This is a genomic window from Flavobacterium sp. CG_9.10 (assembly GCF_015752245.1).
Taxonomy (GTDB): Bacteria; Bacteroidota; Bacteroidia; order Flavobacteriales; family Flavobacteriaceae; genus Flavobacterium.
This window is the reverse complement of sequence record NZ_JADOVD010000024.1, coordinates 1-24361: the sequence shown is the minus strand read 5'-3', so window position 1 is coordinate 24361 and position 24361 is coordinate 1. Positions and strand designations below refer to the sequence as shown.

Sequence of the window (24361 nt, the reverse complement as noted above, 5' to 3'; positions counted from 1 at the left end):
CTCAAAAACAAGCTAAAGCAGGCTAAAACCTCGTGAAGTGCCAAAATAAATAGAAAAATAAACGTTCCGTGATTTTTTATCGGACAACAATGATTCGTCGGCTATTTTTAAAGCTTGAGAAATAATGGCTAAACTTTCGTCTATTTCAGTTTCATTAATCATTAATGGCGGAGCAATAAAGATGTAACCCTAACTAACAAAGGTGTACAGTCCTAATTCTCTCAATTTAGCACCCACTTTGTTCATGATTTCCATTTCACTTTCACTGGCATTGAAAGGAGCCATTAATTCATACGGTTTTCTGCTTTTTATAACATCTAAACATCCCAATAATCCTTTAGTTCTAAAATCGGCCATTGATGGATGTTGGGTACGCAATTCGTTGATTCTCTTTTCCATATAAGCACCCATTTTATTGGTGTTTGCAATCAGATTGTCAGTTTAATAAATGTTTAGTACCGCCGATGAAGCGGCTAACGCTGCCGGATGTGGGTTGTATGTTAAGCCAATCCATAAAGGAGAATCGCCATATTTTGCGGCGATTTTATCTGAAACCATCAGACAGCCCAGAGGAAGATAAGAGGAAGTCAAACTTTTTGCCATGCAAATCATATCCGGAATGATATCACTAAGCTCAAAACCGAACCATTTTCCCGTTCTTCCAAAGCCGCTCATCACTTCATCGGCAATAAACAAAATTTCGTATTTTTCGCATAAGATTTTGATGCCTTTCAAGTACCCATTTGGATAATGGAAGCCACCTGATGGACCGCTTTCGCCTTCAAAAATAAAGGCAGCAATAGTATGTCCGCCTTCATAACGAATGATTCGTTTTACCAAATCCAAGCTCCATTTTAATCGAGTTTCTTCGTTTGGTATTTGGGCGGAAGATTGTCAAAACACCAACATTTAGACAGAAAAATTGAAGTGGGAAATATTTTTATAAACTCATCAGCACAATCTGATTCTAGGATTCGTTTTGAAGGAACAAAAAAGTCAGGCTATGGAGGAGAGTAGTCTGAGATTGGAATAAAAAAAATTATGAATATGAAATCAACAATTATCGAATAGAAAACAATGTTAATAGCAGACCATTTGTTGAAGCATTAGTTATTAATGGAGCTTAATGATGTTTATGCAAGTGGCTAAGCAGGCTTAAAATTTTCTAATGTTGGGCTTTAATTTGCTAGAGAAATAAAAGTATCAAAAAGTTATAGCGTACCAATTTTTGCAAGAAATACCAATTTTAGTATTCAGCAATTTGCTGCAGATAGTAATCTAACAAAAACAATTATAATCTCCGCTTATAGCAGTATAAAGTTTACAATCAAATATTGCATATTAAATTATTGTTTATTTTTTTTGGTAGTCTGGTTTAATAATAAAAAAAATCGCCCGAAGGCGATTTTTTTTTAGAATCTCAACTGATATACTTCGTCTAAATCTTTCTCGGAACTTATATTCACATTTAAATCAGTTACAAAACCTGAATTCAGTCCATAAACCCAACCATGTAATGTTAAATCTTGCCCGTTTTTCCATGCTGCTTGAACAATTGATGTTTTAGCTAGATCAAAAACTTGTTCTTTTACATTAATTTCAACAAAAGTATTGAAGCGTTCCGTCTCATCAGTAATTGAATTTAAGTATTCGTCGTGTAAACGATAAACATCTTTTATATGTCGAATCCAATTATCTATGATTCCAATTGAATCATTTCCCATGGCGGCCTTTACACCTCCACAACCATAATGACCGCAAACAAGCACATGTTTTACTTTCAAAACATTTACAGCATAATCTAATACACTCAACATATTCATATCACTATGCACTACCATATTGGCAATATTCCTATGTACAAATACTTCGCCTGGTTTAGCCCCTACAATTTCATTAGCAGGAACTCTACTGTCTGAACATCCAATCCACAATAATGGGGGTGTTTGTCCCTTAGCTAAATCTTCAAAATAATTGGGATCTTTGGCTAGAGAAGTTTCGACCCATTTTTTGTTGTTATCTAATATTTTTTTATAAAAATCGCTCATTTTTTTGTTTTTTTTAAATTTGAGAATCTCATTTTTGCGTGTTCTAAAAGCACTACTAAAAGTGATTTCATTAAAATTAATTACTCAATAAAGTCCTCAGTAAGGATCTCTCTTTTGACTGTTTTTCTTTTAGCGGCATCATAATAATGTTCAAAAGTAACTTTGTTTGGCGTTTCTTCAGTATTTTCTAGCTGATAAGCTTTTTTAAAACCTCTAAGTTTAACTTTAATATTATAATCTTTACCTCTTGTGGTTTTGAATTCATGGATTAAATCCAAAATATCATGTGCTATATAAACAGTGTCTTTTGCATCTATAATTACTTTTGAATTTTCTGGAATATCATTCAACGTAGATTTTATTGCAGCTTTATTCAAAAAAGAAACTTCTTGTGCTAAATCAATATGAATAACATCGCCGTCCGCATATTCTTCTTTTCTAAAATTATAGGCACGTTTCAGGTTCCCTTTTAAAACAAATATGATACTAATTATAATTCCTAAAGCCACTCCTTTTAATAAATCAGTAAATACTACTGCCAATAATGTGGCAATAAAAGGAACAAATTGATATTTTCCTTTTTCCCAAAAGTGCTTAAATATGGATGGTTTAGCAAGTTTGTATCCTACTAATAGTAATATGGCTGCTAATGTTGCCAATGGAATTTTATTCAATATTAATGGAATAGTTACAACACTTACCAATAACAAAATACCGTGGATAATGGCAGACATTTTGGATTTGGCGCCCGAATTACTATTTGCTGATGTACGTACAATTACAGATGTTAATGGTAAACCACCTAATAGAGAACTCACCATGTTTCCAATTCCTTGCGCTTTTAATTCCGCATTGGTATCGGTGTACCGTTTCTGGACATCCATTCTATCCGCTGCTTCAACACTTAATAGGGTTTCAATCGAGGCAACAATTGCTATAGTAAAGGCAACGACCCAAACTTTGGAATTCGTAATTCCAGAAAAATTAGGGGTGACAATTATTTGTTTAAACTCTTCCAAAGTCGTTGGAACTGGTAATGAAACTAAATGTTCTGTGGCTATAGCCAAAGAGCTTCCGGATGATGTGAAAATCTCGTTTAAAACAACACCAACAACTACTGCTATAAGAGCTCCAGGTACTAATTTTAATTTTTTTAAGAAAGGAACCTTATCCCAGGCAATTAAAATTAGTAATGAAAGTACCGTTATTATAATGGAACCCAATTGGATATAATTAGAAACAGCCAGTAATGCAGAAAATGTATTGCTTCCGTCTAATTCTAAAAAGGCTTGATCTCCTTCAAAATCACTGTCATAACCAAAGGCATGCGGCAATTGTTTCAGAATAATAATAATTCCAATTCCGGCCAGCATTCCTTCGATGACATTAGTTGGAAAATAATTTGAAATAGTTCCCGCTTTGATAAATCCCAACGCTAATTGGATTAAACCCGCAATAAAAACCGCAGTTAAAAAAATATCAAAAGCACCTAAATCAGTAATGGCCGTAAGAACAATAGCGGTTAAACCTGCTGCTGGACCTGAGACACTTAAATGTGATTTACTCAGATAGCCCACAACTATTCCACCTATAATACCTGAAATTATTCCCGAAAATAATGGTGCTCCAGACGCCATTGCAATTCCTAAACACAATGGTAGCGCCACCAGAAAAACCACTAAACCAGACGCGAAATCGGATTTAAGGTTAGCAAAAAGATTGATTTTTTTTGACATTATACCTTACTAAAAATTAAACACAAAGATTTTTTTCACATTGTTATAATGCGAGCAATTTAATTTTAAAATTTTAAAATTAACAATGTATTAAAGGTGGTCAGGCGGGGGAATAAATATAGTCGAAGAAATAATATCGTGCTTAGACAAATTCTCTGATAAAATGAGACTTGAGGTTAATTCCGATAAATGAATTATTTCATAAGCAATATCAAAATGAAAAATTGCTTTAATCTGTTTGTGTGATTGTTCTTCTTCAAAAAAACTATAGGTAATAGAAGTATCGGTACTTTTCTCTATAACACTAACAATTGTAGGTGTTAAAAGAAAAGCAATAAAAATAAATAATAATATTTGTGCGACAATCTTCATTACAGCAAAAATAGAATTTAACAAATGAAATCAATAGTATTTCAAGAAATTTAAAACAAAATTAACATCTATGTGGCTACAATCAAAGGCGTCTTTAGAGTCATGATTACTTTTTTATTGTTTGATGTTATGACGAATAATAACAATTAGTGTAAAAAAATTATTTTAAATAATATATTAAATAATTAGGGGGTTGTATGTTGTGTTTGGTGAAAAAATTAGCAAAATCACTTTATTTATTCTTATTTTTTTGTTTTGCATGTAAAAAGTAGGGGTATAGTCTAATATTTCAATTATGAATTTTTTAAAATATTAAGATAATAATAGGAAATATTTATTATTCTACAATGATTTTTTGTTATCAATAATTCTTCTCAAAAATAACCAAATAAGTAAATATTATTTAATCAAGTCGCATAAAAGTTAATAAATTCGCCAAAAGGAAAAGGGGTTTTACTTCAAGAAAAAAAGAGTAATTATGGTACTTTTTTTACAATTTTAGAGAGTGACCAGTGTAAAACGAGAATATTTTATAAAGTTCAACCAAATAATACCCAACCAGATTAATAACTAAAACTAAATTAAACATGAAAAAAGCATTAACTATTTTAGTAATTTTACTAACGACAAGCATAACATTTGCACAAGATGCACCAGCACCAGCTACTACTTTTGGAGGATCGGCTGATATGTATTATAAATATGATTTTGCAAATTTAGCAGGGAACGGAAAAACTAGTTTTACTAATTCTCACAACTCATTTGAGTTAGGAATGGCTTCCATAGAGGCATCTCACAAAATAGGAAAAGGATCTGTATTCGTTGATTTAGGTTTTGGAAACAGAGCTAAAGAATTTACATACAATGATAAAGCAAGTTCATTTATGATAAAGCAATTGATTTTTACTTACGAATTTTCGGAAAAATTTAAAGTTATTGGAGGTAGCTTTACTACGCATATCGGATATGAATTATTGGATGCTGTCGATAATAAAAACTACAGTATGTCCTACGCTTTTACTAATGGACCATTTTTTAACACTGGAGTAAAAGCGCAATATACTTCAGGTAAAGTTAGTTTTATGGCTGGGGTAACGAATCCAACGGATTTTAAAACAACGATTGAAGCTGGTTCTACGCAAAAAACATTCATAGGACAAGTGGCTTATGTGGGAGATTCAGGAAGTGTATACTTTAATGCAACTTCCGGTAGTTCAAATCCGGCAACTACAGTGAATAAAACGCAATTTGATGTTGTAGCATCTAAAAAGATTACTGATAAATTTTCTTTAGGATTTAATGGAACGTATGCATTGATAAATGATGATGTCACTAGTGCAAATGATGAAAAATGGTTTGCTTTAATTGGATATGCCAATTATGCTGCAAAAGACAATATTAGTTTAGCATACAGATTAGAGTATTTTGACGCAACTGACGCGGCCGTAACTCTTTCAACTTTAGGTGGATCTAGTATCGTAGGTAACACGCTTTCATTGAACTACAAAGTTGGAAATTTAACAATCATTCCTGAGGTTAGAGTTGATCTCTCATCCAAAGATATATTTATGGACAGCAATTCAAATCCATCAGGTTCTAATGCCTATGTTTTGTTGGCAACAACTTACAGCTTCTAATTAAATTAGATAAGACAATATTTTTTTTTTGCTGCCATGACATTCTTTTATATGTTGTGGCAGCTTTTTTTTATTATTAGTTGTAGTACTCAAAGTGCATTTAAGATAAAGAAAATAGGCAGAGAAGGATATGAATAAAAAAAACGATTCTTTGATATATTCAAAAAATCGTTTTCCTTATTTTGTTGGTTAAACAAAATTACTGTTGTTTGAAGATCGAGTAAATAATATTTTTAGTATTATCATCTAACACATCATTAATATCTGTTTGAACATAATGCAATTTGAAAGCCATTATCGCTACAGGAAGGTTTTTTGTGTCATAACCTATAATCCGCAGCGCTTGCTCTACATTGAAGTCGACCGGAGCAATTTCTAATATCTCATTGGACCAAATCCCAAACCCTTTTTCCGCTAAAGTTTTCCAAGGAAATAAAGCGCTAGGGTCTTTTTTTCTGGCAGGAGCAATATCCGAATGACCAATAATATTTTGAGCAGGAATGTTATAGTCCTTTTTTAATTTGGTCAAAAGAGCCAATAAACTGTTTATCTGTAATTCAGAGAAAGGTTTTGTTCCATTATTATCAAGCTCAATTCCTATTGATGCAGAATTGATATCGGTATTTTTCCCCCAAGACCCAGCACCAGCATGCCAAGCTCTTAAATAATCATTCAACATTTGTATCACTCGACCGTCATTTGCAATCACATAATGCGCACTTACTTGTGTATTTGCCAGCGTAAATGTTTTTATCGTTTGCTGTATTGAATCTTGTGCGGTATGATGAATGATGATAAAATTAGGCTTCCTTAAATTAAAATTCACCGTGCTAATCCATTCGGTATTTACACCATTTTTTAATATTGTAAGACTTGTTCTTGAAATAGAGTCTTTAACACTGTGCAATTGATTGGTGTACAAGGTATCAACTGTAATTTTATAATTATTACCTAATGGTAAAGAAATCGATTCTTTGTTTGAAAGAGTTTCTTTTAAGTCATGTAGTTTTTTATCGTATATTTTCTCAGTTGCCTTATAAGGATTTGAAGCACAAGAGGTGATAATGAAAGCTAAAATTAAGTAATAAAAAGAATTCCTCATGCTTATTTATGATTACATTTTTGACGTTGCAAAGAACGAATTATTTATTTTTTTTGGATTTTTTTGGATTTTTGCTTTCTTCGATAAAAGCGATGTATTTTTCTTTTTGATCGCTATTTAATAGTTCCTTTACTTTTCTATCTGTCACTTCCGACAGGGCTTGAAATTCTTTGATTTTGTCATCTTGACTAGTTTGTCCTTTTATTATTGCAGTTTCAGACTTTATACTTTCGGTAAAAATGTTCGAGATTGCAATTTCCTGAAGTTCATCAAGATCAATAGCCGGTTTAAGTTTACTCATTATTTTCCCAACGGTTTCTTCAACTGGAATTTCTCTTGGTTTATCTCTGCTAGAATCATGACTCATTCCGCTATTCATTTGATTACGCCCATTTCCATAACCACCGCCATATCCATTATTATAACCGTTACCGCCATATTGTGCCGAAATCGTGTTGATAGAAAATAATAGTACTGCGCAGGTCACAAGTATTTGGAATGCTTTCATATTAAATGTTTTAAAGATATTATTAGAAAAATAATTCAAATTTAAACTGGTTCTCCGTACAAGTCAAATTCAGTTGCTTCAATAATTTTTATCATTACGAACTCACCTGTTTTTACATAATGCTTTGACGCGTCAATTAAAACCTCATTGTCAACATCTGGACTGTCAAATTCAGTTCGGCCTACAAAATGTCCGCCTTCTTTTCTGTCTATAATACACTTGAATACTTGTCCTACTTTTTCTTGGTTCAAATCCCAAGAAATTTGTGATTGTAATTCCATTATTTCGTTTGCACGATCTTGTTTTACATTGTCTGGAACATCATCTTCAAGCAAATAAGCATGTGTATTTTCTTCATGAGAATAAGCAAAACAACCCATTCTGTCAAATTTCATTTCTTGAACAAATTCTTTCAATATATTAAAATCTTCCTGCGTTTCTCCAGGATACCCTACTATTAAAGTAGTACGAATCGCCATCCCAGGAACAGCTTCACGGAAATCTTTCAATAATTTTGTTGTTTTTGCCTGCGTCGTTCCTCTTCTCATAGACTTCAAGATAGAATCTGAAATATGTTGCAAAGGAATATCAATGTAGTTACAAATCTTAGGCTCGCGTTTCATGATTTCCAAAACATCCATAGGAAAACCAGTAGGGAAGGCGTAATGCAAACGAATCCATTCGATTCCTTCCACTTTTACTAATGCTTCCAATAATTCGCCAAGATTACGTTTTTTATAAAGATCAAGACCGTAATAAGTCAAATCCTGAGCAATCAAAATTAGTTCTTTAACGCCGTTTTTAGCCAAGCCTTCTGCTTCCTTCACTAATTTTTCAATAGTTTGAGAAACGTTTTTTCCTCGCATTAATGGAATCGCACAAAAACTGCATGGTCTGTCACAACCTTCAGAAATTTTTAAATACGCGTAATTTTTTGGAGTAGTCGTTAAACGTTCTCCTAATAATTCATGCTTATAATCCGCGCCCAATGCTTTCAATAGTGCAGGCAATTCTGTAGTCCCAAAAAACTGATCCACATTTGGAATTTCTTTTTCTAAATCAGGCTTGTAACGCTCCGAAAGACATCCGGTAACAAAAACTTTGTCAACTAAACCTCTTTCTTTTTTATCAGCATATTCTAAAATCATATTTACTGATTCTGCCTTGGCATTATCAATAAATCCACATGTATTTATAACTATAATATTCCCTTCACTTTCGGCTGGCGCTTCATGTTCAACATCTTTTCCGCTAGCACGGAGTTGACCCATAAGCACTTCACTGTCATATACATTTTTCGAACACCCAAGAGTGATTACGTTTATTTTATTCTTTTTTAAAGACTTCGTTCTCATAGTATTATAATCCCGATAATTTGGGAATTTTGCAAAATTACGATTTTTATTTAAACTGAACTTGTTTCAGTTTCTATTAATTTGTTCAGGAGCACAAACCTTTGGCTTTTTTCATCACCCGCTGTCCCGCTAACCGCTGTATCATTGTACCCGAACCCCGGGTACAATGGATGACGCTTTTATCGGGGCTATTTTACTACTTTTAAGGTTTTTAACACCTTTTTCAAAAAAAATCCGTCTCAAATCATGAAACGGATATTTTAATTCGATTTTTATTCTTTTCTATAACCTCTTCGAGGGCTAGGGAGATTTACAATTCAAATAATAAAGTCAAAGAGACATTATTATTGATAGATTTAATTGCTGCACCGTCAGTTAATCCTTGACTGAAGAATCCTTGTTGTGAATTTCTTTCTGCCGAAGAATAAGCCAAGTCTACTTTGGTTGAACCAAAGTTATAACCCAAACCTCCTGAATAACCTTTTAAATCTCCTACGGTTGTTTTGTTTTTATAAGGACTTTGTTCAAAACGGTATCCTGCTCTTAAACTCCATGCTTCAATTTTATATTCTGCACCCAAACGTAATTCATTAGTTTTATCAAGAATAGCATTCATATTACTATTGACAGCACTAAAATAAGTATCATTTTCGGGTTTGAATTGGGTCTTGCTATAATCTTTCATCGAGTAATCAACACTTATCAATCCTGATTTCCCAAAAACATAAGCGAAACTTCCTGTTACTTTACTTGGTGTTTGTAATTTATAAGGTTGGTATAAATTAGTAATCTGCGGATCTACAACATCTGGACTTAATTCACCGCTGGAGTTACTGCTTACCGCAACTAATTTTTGAGAAAACTCATCACTTAAATGATACCAGGTCGAAGATTCGTAAGCTAATCCTACACGAATTTCATTGGTTATTTTTGCAATCGCGCCCGCTTGAAATGAAAAACCGGTTCCGTAAGTATATAATTCGTTGTCAAAGCTCAACCTCTTTATTTTATAATTGGCATCCAAAGCATTATCATTGTCTTCATAAAAACGGGAAGATTTTCTATAATCCGTGAAATGAGAATTTAAGTTTAATCCAATATAAAATTTATCTCGATAAGAGGTAGCGGCATTAAATGATAATTTTCCGTTATAGCCACTAGAGACAATTGAGTTTTCTTGATAATAATTCCCGCCTGCAGGAACATTTGAAGTGTATTGCGTATTATTAGGATTATTGTCATCAACTGCATTGATGACAAAGCCTTGATATCCTAATAGAGCTTGTTGTGCCCCATTATCTAAACTTGCATAGCTAGAGTTATCTAAAACATTTAATGGAACACCATTGGCATAACTTAAAAAATAATTAGCTACTGAATTGTTAGGATTAGTTCCGGCGGAAAACGAAGAATTATTGTAATTATTTACGTTGTCATAATTCACTGATAGGGCGAACTTTTTCCAGTCACTACTTGGGTTTCCGCTATTAAATACAAAAACTCCTCCAGCCTGATTTAAATCGAAGGAATTGTTTTTCTCCGTTGTTGACGTGCCAAAATAATTGGAGTTGTTTTTTGTATCGTAATTACTTAGGGTAATGGCCATTTGATTATTTGCAAAGATGGCCGAGCCTGCCGGATTTACGTTTATGGCTGATAAATCACCACCAAGCGCTCCAAATGCGCCACCCATTGCTCTAAAACGTGCCGTTCCATTTAAATTGTCTTGCGCATATCGCATAGCATCTGATATTTCTTGCGATTGAGCCACGCTGAAAGTGAAGCCAGTTAATAATAGGAATAAATATTTTTTCATTTTATTTCAAGTATAGTTTTGATTTTTTTTTTTATTAAAAAGTATAAATAGATTTTTTAGTTACCTCTCCTTCCGCTTCCACCAGATGATCTGCCGCTGTTACTGCCACCTCCTGAAGATCTGGAGTTGTCATAGGAACCTGAGTTATTTGATCTTGATGGGGAATAACTTTCATTAGACCTGGAGTTATTAGATCTAGATGGTGAATAATTTTGGTTATTGGAACGGTTGTAGTTTTGTTGACCGTTTGTGTTTGATCTTCTGCTAGGATTGTTATAATTATTATTTTGTTGTTGTGTGCCATTTCCTCTTGAAAATGTAGGACTGGTTCTTGTACCGTTATAATAAGTTGAGTTTCTTCTAGAATCAGAATAATTTGATCCTCTGGTAGAATTGGACTGATTTTGAGAATAATTTCTTGAACTGTAATTTCTAGTACCGTTCACTGAATTTTGATAAGAAGAACCTCTTCTGCTTGGATTATTGGAATAATTATTATTGTTGTAATAACCATAATTTGAATAACCATAGTAAGGATAGTTCCATCCATAACTTGCGTATCCACCCCATCCGTAATAGTACGGATTGTTCCAACCCCAATTGTTTCCATACCAATTGTTTCCATACCAGTTGTTCCAGCCCCAATTATTCCAGCCAAAACCAACATTCATTCCCCAGCCATATCCACCATTCCATCCCCAATTGTTTCCGTACCAGTTATTCATTGCCCATCCGGTATCATAAACATTGATGCTTACGCTTTGAGGATTGCTGCCCCATCCAGGATAGTTTGCGCTATTGTTTTGCTGGTTGTCGTTATCTAAACTATAATTATTGTACTTATCTACATCGGTAAAAATTTCAGTAGATTGATTGTCGTCTTGTAAAGAACTAAAGTAATCCTTGTATCGATTATTTGAACTAACTTGGGACGCTCTTTCAATATTTCTATTGTCTTTGTTTCCATATATACCATCGCTATCATAATAGGAACTATTTTGATACGAGCCACATGAAGTTAACAAAATGCTCAAAAATGCAACAATATAAAATATTGGAGCATTTGAGAAAGAAAAAGTATTAGTTTTCATATCTAGGGTGTTTTTTATTGTTGCACATTACAAAAATAGTTAGTTTTGCGGAACTATTTAGTTAAAAATAATTAAAACAAAATTTATGCCAAACTATTCAATATGAGTAAGAACTTAACTACAAGATCAGAAGATTATTCAAAATGGTATAACGAACTGGTTGTCAAGGCTGATTTAGCCGAAAATTCAGGAGTTAGAGGCTGTATGGTTATCAAACCTTACGGCTATGCAATTTGGGAAAAAATGCAAGCGGAATTGGATCGAATGTTTAAAGAAACGGGACATCAAAACGCCTATTTTCCATTGTTTGTTCCAAAAAGTATGTTTGAAGCAGAAGAGAAAAATGCAGAAGGATTTGCAAAGGAATGTGCGATTGTAACACACTATAGATTAAAAAATGATCCCGATAGACCAGGGAAGCTTATGGTTGACCCAAATGCAAAACTAGAGGAAGAATTAATTGTTCGTCCAACAAGTGAAGCCATTATTTGGTCAACCTACAAAGGATGGGTTCAATCCTATAGAGATTTACCGTTGCTTATTAATCAATGGGCGAATGTTGTGAGATGGGAAATGAGAACAAGATTGTTTTTGCGTACCGCGGAATTTTTATGGCAAGAAGGACATACTGCTCATGCCACCAAAAAAGAAGCTATTGAAGAATCAGAGAAAATGATGCATGTATATGCTGAATTTGCTGAAAACTTTATGGCAATTCCAGTTATAAAAGGTTTCAAAACCGAAACGGAACGATTTGCTGGTGCAGAGGAAACCTATTGTATCGAAGCCTTGATGCAAGATGGGAAAGCATTGCAAGCAGGGACTTCGCACTTTTTAGGGCAAAATTTTGCCAAAGCTTTTGACGTTAAATTTGCCAATGCAGAAGGGAAGCAAGAACATGTTTGGGGAACTTCTTGGGGGGTTTCCACTCGATTGATGGGAGCGTTGGTAATGACACATTCTGATGATAAAGGATTGGTTCTGCCTCCTAATTTAGCACCGATTCAAGTTGTTATTGTTCCAATTCACAAAACAGATGAGCAATTAGAGGAAATCACTTCAGTTGTTAATGTGTTAGTGTCAGAATTGAAGAAATTGAAAATTGCTGTCAAATATGATGATCGAACGACTCAAAAACCAGGATTCAAGTTTGCTGAATGGGAATTGAAAGGTGTTCCGGTTCGAATTGCTGTAGGGCCAAAAGATTTAGAAAATGGAACTTTTGAAGTAGCAAGAAGAGATACATTGACAAAAGAAACTATTTCAAAAGACGGAATTGTAACTTATATCAATGATTTATTGGCTCAAATTCAAATTGATTTGTTCGAAAAGGCATTAAATTATCGTGATACACATATTACCGAAGTAAATAGTTTTGATGAATTTAAACAAGTTTTAGACAATAAAGGAGGCTTTGTATCAGCTCATTGGGATGGAACTGCAGCTACTGAAGAAAAGATTAAAGACCTCACTAAAGCGACCATTAGATGTATCCCTTTAGACCGAGTAGAAGAGGCGGGAAGCTGCGTTTTTACTGGGGAACCATCAGTTGGAAGAGTGTTATTTGCGAAGGCATATTAAAAAAAAATAATTTTTTTTGCATCAGCTATTGTGCGTCTCAAAAATAGTTGTATTTTTGCATCCGCATTAGAGAAGCAGGGCCCGTTCGTCTATCGGTTAGGACGCATGGTTTTCATCCATGTAAGAGCGGTTCGATTCCGCTACGGGCTACTATTTTTTTTGCAGATTAAAGTCATCCCGAACTTAGAGGGAAAATGGCCCGTTCGTCTATCGGTTAGGACGCATGGTTTTCATCCATGTAAGAGCGGTTCGATTCCGCTACGGGCTACAAGTTCAATTTAGATTGACAAATAACTTAGGAGGATAAGGTCCGTTCGTCTAGGGGTTAGGACGCCAAGATTTCGTCTTGGTAACAGGGGTTCGATTCCCTTACGGACTACAAAAAAAAATAGTAAAAGATAAAAAAGCAATAAAATGGCAAATCATAAATCAGCTCTAAAGAGAATTAGAAGTAACGAAAAGAGAAGAGTATTAAACAGATACCAACACAAAACTACTCGTAATGCAATCAAAGCATTAAGAATAGCTACTGATAAAGTTGATGCTACATCTAAATTGTCAAATGTAATATCTATGATTGATAAATTAGCTAAGAAGAATATCATTCATGATAACAAAGCTTCTAATTTGAAATCTAAGTTAACGAAACACGTTGCTAAATTGTAATTAATATAATTTACCTACTTATAAAAAAAGCTCCCAATCACATTGGGAGCTTTTTTTATATACGCTATTTTTATTAAATTTTATTTTTTAAGTATTCAAGCATAGCTAGGGTAATAGGTTTTGATAAAAAATCAATTACCATAGGATACTTTTTAGATTTTTCCAGATCTTCAGGGTCTATGGTTGAGGAAAGTACTATAATCTTTATATTCTTAAATTCAGAAAATGCTTCGGTATTAAATTGATCTAAGAATTCCCAACCTCCCATTACGGGCATGTTTAAATCTAAAAAAATTAATTGCGGATGTTTTTTTAATTCACTTTCTGTGTTGGTGTATTTTAAAGTATTGAAGTAACAAAGTGCTTCTTCTCCGTTTTGCGATGTGATAATTTCATTTGAAAAAGATGCTTTGATAAGTACCTTTTTGCATAACATAAGTGTTATGGGGTCGTCATCAATACATAAAATCTGATCTAACATTATTCTTTGTTTTTGAATGTTAATGTAAAAGTTGTGCCTTTGTTTACTTCGCTTTCAATGCTAATAGTTCCTCCCATCGTTTCAACTTGTGATTTGACTAAATATAATCCCAGTCCTTTGCTGTCAGGATAATTATGAAATCTTTGATAGAGCCCAAAGACTTTGTCTCTATTTCTTTCTAAATCGATCCCTATTCCATTATCCTTGAATATTAAATAAACGGTATCATCGGTTTCGTTAGCTGTAATGGTTATTTTAAGTTTTCTATTTTCTGATTTATATTTTAGTGCATTAGTCAGTAGATTTAATAATATACTTTCGAAGTAGGCTTTGTTCGTATTTAAAACAGAAATTTTTTCGAAATTAAGTTTTATTATTGGTTTGAATAATTCAATTTGAAAGCTTAGCTGACTAAAAACATTTTCAAAGATTTCTTTTAGAAATACATCTTCTTTCTGGATAGAAGCATTGTCTTTTATAATAATAACTTTAACTAAATCATTTATGGTGTCATTTAATAAATGAGTGGATTTACTAAAACCGTTTAAAATTTCTTTTAATTCTTGGTCTTCAATAGGAATGTCTTCGATTAAGTTTAAAAGTCCGGTCAGATTGGATAATGGCGCTCTAAGGTTGTGCGATGTAATATAGGAAAACTGCTTTAAATCTTTGTTGTTTTGTGTTAATTCGCGGATCAATTGTTCTTTTTCTTTTTCTTGTTTTTTTTCCTCCGTGACATCTCTTTGGATTGATATCCAATGTGAATGCTCATTTTCTGTATCGTAAATTGGAATCATAGAGAAACGAACCCAATATTCCTCTTTATTTTTTTTATAGCTTATAGTTTCAATCAGACATTCTTGTTTCTTTTTTAAGGCAGTAATTAATTTTTTATATTCTTGTTTATCAGAATTGGGACCTTTAAAAATATTTGGTGTTTTTCCGATGATTTCATCAGTATGGTATCCTGACATAATGGAGAAAGCAGGATTTACATAGATTATTTTTGGAATCCGGGTGTTTTTAGAATCCGCTTCTGTGATAATTATTGAATCTCTGGATTGAGTAATAACTGTTTCTAATAATTTAAGCCGTTGCTCTTCCTCTTTTTGTTTTGTAATATCCTGGATTGCACCTATCATTCGTGTGGCTTTTCCTTCCTCATCTTTTAAAAGGAAACCTCTGTCTAAAACGTATTTATAGGAACCATCGGCACATTTAAAACGGTATTGATCTTGCCAGTTTTCCGTTTTTTGTTCTATAAAGGAATATAGTTTAATTGACATTTTGATACTGTCTTCTGGATGGATTTTTTCAAACCACCATTTGGAACTAGAGCCAACTTCATTTTGGGTGTATCCAAAAATCACTTCTATTCCTTTGTTCCAGGATAAGCTATCTTCCTGTATTTTCCAATCCCAAATAGTGTCGCTTGTTGCTTTTGCTACAATGTCATATTTTTCATTTGACTCTTTAATTTCATCATTTGTATTCTTGAGTTTTTCAAAAATTGCAGAGTTCCTATTGTCATTTTTTGATAAAATTAATTTGTAAGCAATCCCTGTAAAAGTTATAAACAACAAATCTTTAACGAAATTATAGTTTTGAAAGTTAGCAGTGTAGATAAATTTTTGGAATAATTTGTGGCAAAGGATTGCCACAAATAGAGAGATGAGGATATAGGTTATAATTATTTGATTGGTTTTGTTTTTCATTACTCAAATATAAATAAATAATGTTAAAATACTAAGTATCGTCTGAAACTTATTTTGCTCTTATTGCGTAATAGTTTTTTAGGTCTAATACGTTAACAATATGTAAACTATTGCATAAATATTTTTTATATCAAAATAAAGTGTACCTTTGCACCCATTAAAAATCACAGATGGAATCTATTAGAAACATTGCAATTATTGCCCACGTCGATCACGGTAAAACAACTTTGGTTGATAAAATTATGTATCACTGTCAGTTATTTCGTGACAACGAAAACACAGGTGACTTAATCCTTGATAACAACGACTTAGAGCGTGAAAGAGGTATTACTATTACTTCAAAAAATGTTTCTGTAGTATACAAAGGAACAAAAATCAACATTATTGATACTCCTGGTCACGCCGATTTTGGTGGTGAGGTAGAACGTGTATTGAACATGGCTGATGGAGTTTGTCTACTTGTAGATGCTTTTGAAGGACCAATGCCACAAACGCGTTTTGTATTACAAAAAGCACTAGACCTTGGTTTAAAACCATGCGTTGTAATCAATAAAGTTGATAAAGAAAACTGTACTCCTGAAGAAGTTCATGAAAAAGTTTTTGACTTAATGTTTGAATTAGGTGCAGAAGAGTGGCAGTTAGATTTCCCTACTGTTTACGGTTCAGCTAAAAATAACTGGATGTCTGACCATTGGGAAAACGTAACTGATAATGTTGAAGCATTGTTAGATATGGTTATAGAAAATGTACCAGCTCCTAAAGTATCGGAAGGAACTCCTCAAATGTTAATTACATCTTTAGATTTCTCCGCTTTTACAGGTCGTATCGCTATTGGTCGCTTGGAAAGAGGTATATTGAGAGAAGGTATGCCAATCTCATTAGTAAAAAGAGACGGTACAACAACTAAATCTAGAATTAAAGAACTTCATACTTTTGAAGGTCTTGGTCGTAAGAAAGTTCAAGAAGTAATTGCTGGAGATATTTGTGCGATTATTGGAGTAGAAGGTTTTGAAATTGGAGATACTATCGCTGATTTTGAAAATCCGGAAGCTTTGAAATCAATTGCTATTGATGAGCCTACAATGAGTATGTTGTTTACTATTAATGACTCTCCTTTCTTCGGTAAAGAAGGAAAATTTGTAACTTCTCGTCATATTAGAGATAGATTGACAAAAGAATTAGAGAAAAATTTAGCCATGAAAATGGGTGAAACTGATTCTGCTGATAAATTTATGGTTTTTGGTCGTGGAGTATTGCACTTATCTGTTCTTATTGAAACTATGAGAAGAGAAGGATATGAATTACAAATTGGTCAACCACAAGTTATTATCAAGGAAATTGATGGTAAAAAATGTGAGCCGATTGAAGAGCTAACAATCGACTTACCTGAGAATCTTTCTGGTAGAGCTGTAGAGTTTGTTACTATGCGTAAAGGTGAAATGTTAAGCATGGAAACGAAAGGGGAGCGTATGATTGTAAAATTTAATATTCCATCTCGTGGAATTATTGGATTGCGTAATCAATTACTTACTGCAACAGCTGGTGAAGCTATTATGGCACACCGTTTCATAGGATATGAGCCTTACAAAGGAGAGATAGCAGGACGTAACAAAGGGTCATTAATTTCTATGGAAAAAGGAAAAGCTATTCCTTATTCTATCGATAAATTACAAGATCGTGGTAAGTTTTTTGTTGAACCAAATACTGAAATCTATGAAGGTCAGGTAATTGGCGAAAACTCTCGTGCTGATGATATGTGTGTAAACGTAACTAAAGAGAAAAAACAATCTAATGTACGTTCATCAGGAAATGATGAGAAAGCAAGAATTATCCCTCCGATTATTTTCTCTCTTGAAGAAGCTTTAGAGTACATTCAAAAAGATGAATATGTAGAGGTAACTCCAAAATCTATTCGTTTGCGTAAAATTTATTTGACTGAAACAGATAGAAAAAGATTTAAAATCTAATTTTATATTTTTATTATAGGAAAGCCATTCGAAAGAATGGCTTTTTTTTGTGGTTGTTTTGTTGGTATTTCGTCGAATTTTTATAAAATATCTATGTGAATTATTCTCGAATATGGACTTACTTAATTTTTATAGGGAGAATGGTTATTCATTGTAAGTCTTTTTAACATTTTATCTTTTCAAACTAAAATGTCCCTTAGCTTCTCTTCCATCTTCAAGTTTAATGGTAAACCAGTAATCATCAGATGGTAATTGTTCTTTATTATAATTTCCATCCCAGCCTAGGCTTGAAGGGGACAATTGTTTAAGAAGTTTACCATAGCGATCAAAAATAAAAATAATGGCATTTTTATAAAAAGGAGAATTTATTCCTTTTAAGTTCCAATAATCGTTGTAGCCATCACTATTAGGCGTGAAGAATTTCGGTGCATCTAAAACAGCAATATTTTTCAGTATGCGACCACATCCATCATTGTTTTCAATAATTAATTCATGAAACCCGCCGGGTACATTTTCGAAAATCGGTGTACTTTGAAATGGGGTAGAAGTCCCATTTTGAAAATGAATCATGTACCTATAATCATTGGGATTGCTAAGCTCAATTATAACTTCATTTAATTGCTGTAAATCATGAATGATTATGTTGTTTACTTTTGCTAAATAGGATATACTTACACTGCATTTTCGAGATACTTCGCAATCTGATTTATTTTTTACAATAACCGTATAATCCCCCTCTCTATTTATTTTAATGGTGGGTGTTATTTCCCCTGTTGACCATTTGTAGGTATAATCAGTAAGAAGTGCTGGAAAGATAATACCAGCATCTAATACAATTGAAGTGCTATTGCCTTCACATAGTATTCTTTTTACTAAGGTATTTATTTTTGGGGTTGATACTACTATAATTTCAAAATTTCCTGTTCCATAACATCCCTCATTATTTTCAGCTCGAATGTATATTATTTTAGAAATCGATGTGTACTGATCTTCTAATTCATTTACACCTAATGAAGCATCATCTTCATTAGAATAGAAATACAAACGAACATCTGATGGTAAATTCAACTCAGTTTTTATTAATTCCTTCTTTTGTTTTAAATTAAAAAGTCCTTTACCATTACCAAGATCACATTCACGCATTGCCTGAGGTAAAATTAATATGTTTTTATTAGCATGTAAAATAACAGTAGCGATACTATAACAGGAAGAATTCGGTGGTGTAACTTTTGCATATAGAATTTCATCTGGGATGGTGTTGCGATAATTAGTGGGAATAGAGTTAGAATTATTAAGATCGTTTTCTGCTTCAAGGATACTGTGATAATAAAATACTTGAAAATCTTTTTTACCTAAGCTAATTGGTTCATTAGCCAGCGCTAAATTGAAAGAGGCTAATCCATCTGTCGGTAAATTATCTTGTGTATCACATTGGATTAATTTATATGGTGTTGAAATTATTTTGGGAATTTCATATATAGTTATTGTTTTTTCGAGTGGTTCTCTATTTTCTCCGTTGATGGTTTTTATCAAAGTTACTTTGTAATCACCTATGTTTTGATATGTATGATAAGCATTTATGTCTGTAGAGGTGGTTCCGTCTCCAAAATCCCAAAGCACAGAGTCTATTTTTTCAACAGAATTGATATAAAAATGTGTAGCTTGTCCCAAACAATTAAATTCATAGCTAAAGGCATATAAAAATAATGAAGTTATAAATGGCGGTAAACCCAATTTTGCAAAACCGCCCTTTAAATCGATTTCATTTTGTAAAAAATTACAAGAAGTACCATTTAATTCTGGATTGTTTATTACAGACAATTTATTTGAGCTATCGGTTAAAATAGGGTAACCAGACCGATATATTTTTTCGTCGAGACCTAATTGTAAAGCTCCGGCTACATAAGCGGAGGTTATTATTGTTGTATTTGAACCAATGATATTTGAACTTTTAAGATCAAATTGAATTAAGGAACTACCTAATGTAATTCCATCGGGATTAAAACGGTTTACAGTTACATAAAGTTTTTTTGATTTTGCGGAAAACTCTAATCCGTAGGGATTTGTTCCACTCATTATTGAAAATCCATTACTTACTTTTCCAGACCCTGTATCAAAATCATAGAGCCAGACATTTCCTGTATTTCTTATTACATTGCCTTTGGGGTCTAATTCGTCATTTAGTTTCATTGATGAATTAGCTATAGCAATTTTTTTACCATTTGGTGATGTTTTTAAATAGCCTATTGCATTGGAAATATAACCACCCAGCGGAACATTTAAATTTGTAGATGTAGGGATTGGTTTTTTATCCACTCCAAGTGTACTTATTTTAAAGGAATAAAATGTGTCTTTAAAATGAGTTATTATCCAAAACGAAACTCCATCAGCATGCTGTACAGCTGTTATTTTTTCAGAACATTTATATTTTACATCCTCCGTGTTATTTTTATCGTAAGTTATTAAGTGAATGTTTTTTTCGGATATAACAATATCACCCAAGCCATTATTTAATCTTAGATCCACTAAGGAATAATTTAATCCGTTATTTGGAGGGTCTTCATTATTATATGGATCATCATCTACATTTTTTGGATTGGGTTGGTCAACTGTGAATATATAATACAAATTTGGATTGTTCGGTTTAGGAACAATAATGGCCGATTGCGTACTTGAGTTATGACCCAATAGACCAAATCCATTAGGCATAACCTGATGAGATTTGTCGTAAACTATTGAACCATCAGTGTAAAAAAGTAAATTTCCATCTTTATCGGCAATGCTGGTACAACCTTCAGCTGTATTTAATTGACCATTCGACAAAGTTATAGGGCTTCCTGAATTAAAATCAAGCCCGGCAGTATTTCCAAAGTACCATATAGCCGCTTCTTTTTGGGCAAAAGCAGGAGCTACATAAAAAAGTAGAAAAAAGACAAATAATATTTTAAAGTTCATTTTAATTTCAATAAAACAATAATTTTATCAGTTAAAATTAAAACAATAAATGACAGTAAGTAATTGTTTTGTTTAATATTTTTTATCTTTTCAAACTAAAATGTCCTTTCGTTTCTCTTCCATCTTCTAATTTAATGGTAAACCAATAATCATCCCCTGGCAATGGAGTTCCATTAAAAGTTCCATCCCAACCTTGACTTGTCGGAATTACTTGTTTGAGAAGCTTTCCATAACGATCATAGATGTAAATAGTTGAATTTGAATTAAAATTCGTATTTATGCCTTTTACATTCCAGTAATCATTATACCCGTCACCGTTTGGGGTAAAATATTTTGGAACACCAATTACCGAAATAGTTTTACTAACGGTACCACATCCATTGATATCATTAATAAATACTTCGTGAATTCCGGAAGGTACACTAGTAAAAAAATTGGATAGTTGGAAAGGCCCAGATGATTCGTCTAAACTATATTCATATTGTCCTTGCCCGGTTACGTTTACCGTTACTGTATTTGTTTCTGATAAATCAACAATTTCAATACTTGCAATTTTTGCAATATCTGATGCAGTAACTTTAATCTTTCGAGTTCTACTGCAACCTAAAAGTGTGGCTACTTCAACCGTATAATTACCTGCAGCATTTACATCTAATGTCGGACCAGATTCGCCAACCAAAACTTTATTGTCTTTTGTCCAAATATAAGTGTAATCACTTGTAAGGGAACCATCTTGTATTCCTGCATTCAGTTTCACGAAAAATGTTGGCTGATTAGAACAAACTAATTCGTCTTCATTTCCGTTTGAATTTAAATTTATTTTGGGTTGTGGATTGACAATAAAAGGTATAATCACGGAAGCACTACAATTTGGATTAATAGGGTTTTCTACTACAGCTGTAATGTTTTGTGTAGTGCTTATAAATGGATTGGGTAATGGACTTGGTAATAAAGTTCCTTTCTTGTCAAAATATTTGACTATCATTCCTGTTTGACCCGCCAAAATTGTATTTTCAAAAGTGCTGGTGTCAAAACCAAATTTCCCGTCTTGAAATAAAGGATCTGCTTCATCATCGCAAACGGTTGTCATAGATGTTGCTATTGGAAAAGCTTCTGGTAAATCATCTACGACAAAAACGATGGAAGTTTCATCAGAGCAGCTTAAAGATGTCGTGTTAGTTACAACCGCTTTTATGGTTTGAGATTTAGTAGAAAACGTAGCCGGAAATGGACTTGGCAACGGTTTATTACTCTGATCAAAATAAGTGACTTTCACATTTGTTTGCCCTTTTAATACATCTGATTCTAAGGTTGAAGTGTTAAAAGTAAATTTTCCATCTTGATCATCGTCGCACTGTCTTGGGATTATTACTGTATTTGCAAACGGTAGTTTTTCTACGGTTAAGGATACATATGGTCCCAGCCCATAGCAGGCGTTATCCACATCGCTATCCACACGTCCCCAAATTTGTTGCGTATTTGGATAACCAATATTTCTATAATTTGTTACATCAGTTATAACGTTTACTTGCGATAGTGCATCGGTTTTATTACGGTAATAGCTTACCGTATAATTTCCTGGTGGAAGCATCGCCTTTATATTTGCGGTAACGCTACTGAAATTGAATGTCGAAATCCCATCTCTCTTATTGTTATTTACAGTATTGTTTCCATCTATATCTAAGAAATCATCACATACTTCAAAAGATTTTTTGAAGGTTTTTGGAATTTGAGTAGCAAGTACTTTTAAGGTTGTTCGAGCAACGCTATAACATTCGTTTGCATTTTGAACTCTAGTCCAAATCGTCATTGTGCTAGGTGTAGTATTTACAAAAGATAATGGAGTTGTGATTAATTGCGATGGATCCTGATTATTTGCTCCTGCTAAAGTTTTGTAATAAGTAAAAGTTTCAGTATTGAAATTACTGGAAATTTCATCGTTTTTTATAGTTAAATTAAAAGTTGTAATGGCATCTAAGTCATCATCACACTGAATAATGGTCACAGGATTAACTGCTGGTAAAGCATAAACGGTTAATGTGGCGTCAGTTGAAAGTAAACCGCAGCTATTTCCAACTTTATTTAGTTGAACACGATATTTATACCCGTTCATTGTGTTTTTTACACTTGTTATTGTTAGGTTATTTGTTAAAGCTCCAGAATAGGTGCTATTATTTGTAATGTTATTCCAAGTTGCGCCATTAGTTGAAAATTGCCATTGATAAGTGTTCCCTCCATTGTCAGTTACTGAAATTGTGGCATTTTGTAATTCACAAGTAGGAGCAACTGCAGGTTGTTTTGAAATTATGATTGGCGCCGAAATTAAATAATTGGGATTTGGAACGCTGTAAGGCGCACCATTAACAAGTCCAGTCGAGTTGACTGTTAGGGGTGAATTTCCAAATTTTGCATCACCATCGCCATCAGTAAATCCAGCTTCGACAACATCTGAACACAAATCTTTATCGCTGTCTAAATCGCGATAATTTCTTATTCCATCAGCGTCAGTATCGATTCCTGTTTCTACTGAATCTAGAATTCCATCATTATCGCTATCTAAATCTAAATAATCTGGAACGCTATCATTGTCTGTGTCAATTGGAGTAAATCCGGGCTCAAAATTAGTATCAAGACCATTATTGTTAGTGTCAGAATTTGATAATATTACCGAAACGTTTTTTTGTGACTCGGTTGTATCAGGAATTCCATCATTATCACTATCAGAATCTAAATCATCTGTGATGCCGTCGCCATCAGAATCTTTTGGTACACAAACAGCAAAAAACTTCAAAGTAGATTTATTTGCATTGGCATCAGATAAATTTTTATGAGTAAAACTGATGGAATTTGCCAAATAAGTCAAAAATTTGAACGTGCCAGTTCCAGCGGGTAAAGGTGTGGCGCTATTCAACCGAAAGCGAATTTCAAAAGAGGAAAATTGTGTAATTCCACTTTCGTAAATGCCATCATAATTTGTGTCAATCAATAATTGATTATCAGGATTGAGAACAGTTATAGTTTTATTGACATCTGAATTTACTGTATATTCAGCTTCAGAATTTAATAAATTAGTAGCGTTTGCAGTGTTAACATATTCCATTCCTACGCTAATTGGTTTAGCAAAATTGATCGTGTAAGTCACAAAGCTGGTTTTTCCGGCAGGAACTTCCGAGATAAAACTACCATCAATACTTCCTGCAAAAGGGATTGCACTTGCCGTTGTAGATGTAGTTACTGCTGGTTTAGCCCCCTAATAATCGGACTTTAACATTTTAAGTTTTACAAACATACGCAATTAGTCAATATCTTTGTCTTGCAAGGAACAAACGAA

18 protein-coding genes and 3 tRNA genes are annotated in these 24361 nt (G+C 33.2%); 7 read left to right on the top strand and 14 right to left on the bottom strand.

Annotation, left to right across the window (positions count from 1 at the left end):
• Positions 1-189: 189 nt before the first annotated feature.
• The 5 genes from IWX84_RS14920 to IWX84_RS14900 all read right to left on the bottom strand — a co-directional run bounded on the left by IWX84_RS14920 (position 190) and on the right by IWX84_RS14900 (position 4156).
• The gene (locus IWX84_RS14920; protein WP_196851549.1) at positions 190-399 is read right to left on the bottom strand and encodes a hypothetical protein; all 210 of its coding nucleotides are present in this window, start codon (positions 397-399) and stop codon (positions 190-192) included.
• A gap of 42 nt (positions 400-441) precedes the next feature.
• The gene (locus IWX84_RS14915; protein ID WP_231385506.1) at positions 442-846 is read right to left on the bottom strand and encodes an aminotransferase class III-fold pyridoxal phosphate-dependent enzyme; all 405 of its coding nucleotides are present in this window, start codon (positions 844-846) and stop codon (positions 442-444) included.
• Between the two features lie 566 nt (positions 847-1412).
• Positions 1413-2048 (bottom strand): carbonate dehydratase, encoded by a 636-nt coding sequence (gene can / locus IWX84_RS14910; RefSeq protein ID WP_196851547.1) that lies wholly within the window; start codon positions 2046-2048, stop codon positions 1413-1415.
• Positions 2049-2128: 80 nt separating this feature from the next.
• Positions 2129-3784, bottom strand: coding sequence for a SulP family inorganic anion transporter (locus IWX84_RS14905; protein WP_196851546.1), 1656 nt, complete (start codon positions 3782-3784; stop codon positions 2129-2131).
• Between the two features lie 90 nt (positions 3785-3874).
• Positions 3875-4156 (bottom strand): hypothetical protein, encoded by a 282-nt coding sequence (locus IWX84_RS14900; protein WP_196851545.1) that lies wholly within the window; start codon positions 4154-4156, stop codon positions 3875-3877.
• A 587-nt stretch (positions 4157-4743) separates the two neighbouring features.
• On the opposite strand from IWX84_RS14900, the gene IWX84_RS14895 reads away from it, so the two are divergent.
• On the top strand, positions 4744-5793 hold the full coding sequence (locus IWX84_RS14895) for an outer membrane beta-barrel protein (RefSeq protein ID WP_196851544.1): 1050 nt from the start codon (positions 4744-4746) through the stop codon (positions 5791-5793).
• A 199-nt stretch (positions 5794-5992) separates the two neighbouring features.
• On the opposite strand, the gene IWX84_RS14890 is transcribed toward IWX84_RS14895, so the two are convergent.
• The 5 genes from IWX84_RS14890 to IWX84_RS14870 all read right to left on the bottom strand — a co-directional run bounded on the left by IWX84_RS14890 (position 5993) and on the right by IWX84_RS14870 (position 11665).
• Complete coding sequence (locus IWX84_RS14890; protein ID WP_196851543.1) at positions 5993-6895, bottom strand: N-acetylmuramoyl-L-alanine amidase; 903 nt, start codon at positions 6893-6895, stop codon at positions 5993-5995.
• A 40-nt stretch (positions 6896-6935) separates the two neighbouring features.
• Positions 6936-7403: a hypothetical protein gene (locus IWX84_RS14885; protein ID WP_196851542.1), complete on the bottom strand. Its 468-nt coding sequence runs from the start codon at positions 7401-7403 to the stop codon at positions 6936-6938.
• A gap of 41 nt (positions 7404-7444) precedes the next feature.
• On the bottom strand, positions 7445-8758 hold the full coding sequence (rimO, locus tag IWX84_RS14880) for a 30S ribosomal protein S12 methylthiotransferase RimO (protein ID WP_196851541.1): 1314 nt from the start codon (positions 8756-8758) through the stop codon (positions 7445-7447).
• Between the two features lie 310 nt (positions 8759-9068).
• The gene (locus IWX84_RS14875) at positions 9069-10574 is read right to left on the bottom strand and encodes an OmpP1/FadL family transporter (protein WP_196851540.1); all 1506 of its coding nucleotides are present in this window, start codon (positions 10572-10574) and stop codon (positions 9069-9071) included.
• A 56-nt stretch (positions 10575-10630) separates the two neighbouring features.
• Positions 10631-11665 carry a hypothetical protein gene (locus IWX84_RS14870; RefSeq protein WP_196851539.1) on the bottom strand — a complete coding sequence of 345 codons (1035 nt, stop codon included), beginning with the start codon at positions 11663-11665 and terminating at the stop codon, positions 10631-10633.
• A gap of 102 nt (positions 11666-11767) precedes the next feature.
• Between IWX84_RS14870 and proS the strand changes: the two genes are divergently transcribed.
• From proS to rpsT, 5 genes are all read left to right on the top strand, one after another.
• Positions 11768-13246, top strand: a complete 1479-nt coding sequence (proS, locus tag IWX84_RS14865; RefSeq protein ID WP_196851538.1) for a proline--tRNA ligase — start codon at positions 11768-11770, stop codon at positions 13244-13246.
• A 78-nt stretch (positions 13247-13324) separates the two neighbouring features.
• Positions 13325-13396, top strand: a tRNA-Glu gene (locus IWX84_RS14860).
• A gap of 46 nt (positions 13397-13442) precedes the next feature.
• Positions 13443-13514 (top strand) — tRNA-Glu (locus IWX84_RS14855).
• A gap of 39 nt (positions 13515-13553) precedes the next feature.
• Positions 13554-13625 (top strand) — tRNA-Glu (locus IWX84_RS14850).
• Between the two features lie 35 nt (positions 13626-13660).
• Entirely contained in the window at positions 13661-13912 is a 252-nt protein-coding gene (rpsT, locus tag IWX84_RS14845) for a 30S ribosomal protein S20 (RefSeq protein ID WP_073207384.1), read from the top strand.
• Between the two features lie 73 nt (positions 13913-13985).
• Here the strand turns inward: rpsT and IWX84_RS14840 are convergent, their stop codons facing one another.
• Together IWX84_RS14840 and IWX84_RS14835 are read right to left on the bottom strand one after the other, a co-directional pair.
• Positions 13986-14393 (bottom strand): response regulator, encoded by a 408-nt coding sequence (locus tag IWX84_RS14840; RefSeq protein WP_196851537.1) that lies wholly within the window; start codon positions 14391-14393, stop codon positions 13986-13988.
• The gene (locus IWX84_RS14835) at positions 14393-16108 is read right to left on the bottom strand and encodes a PAS domain S-box protein (RefSeq protein WP_196851536.1); all 1716 of its coding nucleotides are present in this window, start codon (positions 16106-16108) and stop codon (positions 14393-14395) included. The genes IWX84_RS14840 and IWX84_RS14835 overlap by 1 nt, the downstream gene beginning before the upstream one ends.
• Positions 16109-16278: 170 nt before the next feature.
• Between IWX84_RS14835 and typA the strand changes: the two genes are divergently transcribed.
• Entirely contained in the window at positions 16279-18075 is a 1797-nt protein-coding gene (typA, locus tag IWX84_RS14830) for a translational GTPase TypA (protein ID WP_196851535.1), read from the top strand.
• A gap of 171 nt (positions 18076-18246) precedes the next feature.
• On the opposite strand, the gene IWX84_RS15520 is transcribed toward typA, so the two are convergent.
• Positions 18247-21030 carry a T9SS type B sorting domain-containing protein gene (locus tag IWX84_RS15520; RefSeq protein ID WP_196851534.1) on the bottom strand — a complete coding sequence of 928 codons (2784 nt, stop codon included), beginning with the start codon at positions 21028-21030 and terminating at the stop codon, positions 18247-18249.
• Positions 21031-21112: 82 nt separating this feature from the next.
• Positions 21113-24172, bottom strand: a complete 3060-nt coding sequence (locus tag IWX84_RS15515) for a T9SS type B sorting domain-containing protein (RefSeq protein WP_196851533.1) — start codon at positions 24170-24172, stop codon at positions 21113-21115.
• Positions 24173-24361 lie beyond the last annotated feature (189 nt).